The organism is uncultured Planktosalinus sp., assembly GCF_963973675.1.
GTDB lineage: Bacteria > Bacteroidota > Bacteroidia > Flavobacteriales > Flavobacteriaceae > Planktosalinus.
In genome coordinates, this window is sequence record NZ_CAXBAN010000279.1 from 1 (window position 1) to 3,530 (window position 3,530).

Consider the following 3,530-nt stretch of genomic DNA (forward strand, 5'->3'; position numbering starts at 1 on the left):
AGCATATCACTACCTGCTTGAGGTGAATTTGGTAATAAAATCAAATTTGAGTTCGTTTCCTCCCCGAGCGATTGAAGTGTATCGTAATGCTGGGTTACAACAATCAATGCTGAGGCCTCTTGTGAATTGATACCCACATTATTTAATACATTGACACTTTCTTCCAGCCCCCGAGCAATTTCACGACGTTGATCTGCAATACCCTGTCCCTGAAGACGCTTGCTTTCAGCTTCTGCACGCGCTTTTGCAACAATTTTAATTCGTTGAGCTTCTGCTTCAAACTCAGCCGCAGTTTTTTCTCGCTCTGAAGCGTTGATACGATTCATAGCATTTTTAACTTGTTGATCTGGGTCAATATCTGTTATCAGGGTGTTGATTATGTCATATCCGTAGCGCGTCATGGCTTCGTTTAATTCTTTTTTAACAGCGTTGGCAATATCGTCTTTCCGTTCAAACACATAATCAAGCCTTAATTTTGGAACTTCTGCTCTAACCACATCAAAAATATAAGAAGTAATCTGATCATGTGGATATTCTAACTTGTAAAAAGCATTGTATACATTTTCTGCAATTACTTTGAATTGCACAGAGACTTTAAGCTTAACAAATACATCATCTTTTGTTTTAGTTTCAACTATTACATCCAATTGTTGTACTCTTAAGTTGATTCGACCGGCAACCCGGTCAATTAATGGAATTTTTAATTGTAAACCAGAATTTCTAACACTAACAAAGCGTCCAAAACGTTCTACAATTGCTGAAGTTTGTTGACGAACCATAAAAAAGGTTCCAAACAACAAAAGAATAAAAATAACTAAGCCGATTATTAAAAATACGTTTCCCATTGGTTAAAATTTTTTGAAATGTCAATTTACGAAAATAAAGTTTACATTTGCCTGTTTAAAAATTCATAATTTTGAAAATTTATCACCTACTTTTTATTACCGTCACTCTATTATTTTCTAATCAAATTCATTCACAAAGAAACTATGGTGAGTTTAATGTGATTGGTGTTTCTGCAGGGATAACACTCTATGACATTAACACTGATGACTTGTCCACAAAAAGCAAGGAAAGCTTCATGTTTGGCCTTCAAATGCGCGGTAATGTATACAACAATTTTGATATGATGTATGGCGTGGCTTTTTATGATACAAATCTTTCAGTTTTGGCCAATAGCACGCCTGAGGGAGGTGTGCAAAGGGAATTAAATTATAATATCCAGTCTGCTCAAATTTCAGTTTTATGGGGCTACAAAATTATAAGGGAGCACTTAAGCATAGAAGCTGGACCAGTTTTAAATATCAATGGAAATCTAACACTTAAAGACACTCAGTTTGAAGATTATTTCATAGATGAATATAGCTCGATACAAGCAATTGACCTGGAAAACATCTCAAAGGTCAATTTTCATGTGGCTGCAGGATTGACAGCGGGATTTAGAAACTTCAGGGTTTTTAGTCAATATCAGTATGGTGTTACCAACATGTTGAATAAATTGAACTCTTCAAACCTTGAAAATAAAGACTTTAAGGGAAATGCCAGTTTGATTACAATTGGAGTGACTGCTTATTTTTAAGAAAGTCTTTTTATAGCATTTTCAATGCGCTGAATGACTTCTTCTTTACCCAGAATTTCCATAATAGCAAATACATCAGGACCTTTCATTTCACCCACAAGAGAAAGTCTTAATGGCTGCATGACCCTCCCAAATCCAATGCTCGCATCAGTTATCCATTTTTTTACTTCTTTTGATAAATTTTCTTGCGTGAAACTTGTTTCTTTTTTTAGAATGATAACAACTGCCTGCATTACTTTATCTGTTTCTTCTTTCCAGCATTTGTTTGCAGCAGTTTCTTCATAGGCTTTGGGCGCCTTAAAAAAGAATTGTGATTCTTCCCACAGGTCAGTAACAAAGGTGATGCGTTCTTTAACAAGTTTTAAAATAGGGTCTAACTTTAGCGGGCTGATTATTTGATGTTGATCAAGTAACTTTTTAAAAGCAGTTTCCAATTTATCATTGTCAAGTTGTTGCAAGTAATGATGTTGAAACCATTTGGTTTTTTCCGGGTCAAATTTTGCCCCGGCTTTGTGCACTCTTTCAAGTTCAAACTCTTGAATAAGTTCATCCAGACTAAAAATCTCCTTTTCTGTTCCGGGATTCCAGCCCAAAAGCGCTAACATATTTACAACCGCTTCAGGCAGATATCCATCTTCTCTATAACCTGAATACTTTTCTCCTTCCGTATTAATCCATTCAAGCGGAAACACCGGAAAACCCATTTTATCACCATCTCGCTTGCTTAATTTGCCCTTTCCAACAGGCTTCATTATAAGCGGAAGGTGCGCAAATACAGGTGCTTCCCAATTAAAGGCATCATACAACAATTGATGCAATGCTAATGAAGGGAGCCATTCTTCGCCACGAATAACGTGTGAAATATCCATTAAATGGTCATCTACAATATTTGCAAGATGATAGGTTGGCATACCGTCGCTTTTGAAAAGTACTTTATCATCCAGCAGGTTTGAATTAACTTCCATTTCTCCACGAATCATATCGTTTAAAACAACGGTGGTATCAACAGGTGTTTTAAACCTGATAACATATGGAACACCTTTTTCAAGCCGATTTTGCAGCTCTTCTTTTGAAATGGTTAATGAATTATCAAGCTTTTCTCTATTGTGGTGGTTGTAAATAAAGGTTTTTCCTTTTTCTTCGTGATCTTTTCTATGGTTGTCAAGACTTTCGTTTGTATCAAATGCATAATACGCCTTATTTGTATTGATTAGTAAGTCGGCATATTTTTTATATAATTGTTTGCGTTCACTTTGCCGGTAGGGCCCAAACCCTTTGTCTTTTCCTATACCCTCATCAAATGGAATTCCACACCAATTTAATGCTTCAACTATATATTCTTCAGCTCCCGGGACAAATCGTTTTTGATCTGTGTCTTCAACTCTTAAAATAAACGTTCCGTTATGTTTTTTTGCGAATAAATAATTAAATAAAGCCGTGCGAACACCACCAATATGAAGTGGCCCAGTTGGGCTAGGCGCAAACCGAACTCTTACATTTTTAGTTAGATCAGTTTTTTTTGACTTAAAGTGAGAATCAGGGTTGTTAATATTCATAAAGTATTTTTTAAGAATCGATGTTTAAAATGACAAATGTTTACATAAAAAGATATACTTTAAATATCATTTTATATGAGGCAAATATACAATTTAAGCCTTATTTATTTAGTTTGTCTATTAGTATATCGATTTGACTGATTTAACACCAAAATCTATTCATGTTAAAGTTTGACTAAGGAAGCATTGATAATTTAGCTTTAACCATTAAAATTCTTAATTTTAGCGGTTAAGAAAAGAGTATAATCAATGAGTAATTTTGACCGTATAATTCAAAAGCTTGAACAATTTATTAAAAAGTACTATTCAAATGAATTGATAAAAGGCTGCATTTTGTTTGTTGCTATAGGCTTGCTATATTTTCTTTTCACACTTTTAGTTGAGATCGGAAGGCG

General features: G+C 34.7%; 3 protein-coding genes. 1 reads left to right on the forward strand and 2 read right to left on the reverse strand.

Annotated features, from left to right (window positions below; all coding sequences use genetic code 11):
* Positions 1–845: SPFH domain-containing protein (locus AACY61_RS10490; RefSeq protein WP_339611530.1), on the reverse strand; the 845-nt coding region annotated here is incomplete at its 3' end.
* 71 nt (positions 846–916) lie between these two features.
* Between AACY61_RS10490 and AACY61_RS10495 the strand changes: the two genes are divergently transcribed.
* Positions 917–1,579 (forward strand): hypothetical protein, encoded by a 663-nt coding sequence (locus AACY61_RS10495; RefSeq protein WP_339611531.1) that lies wholly within the window; start codon positions 917–919, stop codon positions 1,577–1,579.
* Here the strand turns inward: AACY61_RS10495 and gltX are convergent.
* Positions 1,576–3,135, reverse strand: coding sequence for a glutamate--tRNA ligase (gene gltX / locus AACY61_RS10500; RefSeq protein WP_339611532.1), 1,560 nt, complete (start codon positions 3,133–3,135; stop codon positions 1,576–1,578). The two genes, AACY61_RS10495 and gltX, sit on opposite strands and share 4 nt — an antisense overlap.
* Positions 3,136–3,530 lie beyond the last annotated feature (395 nt).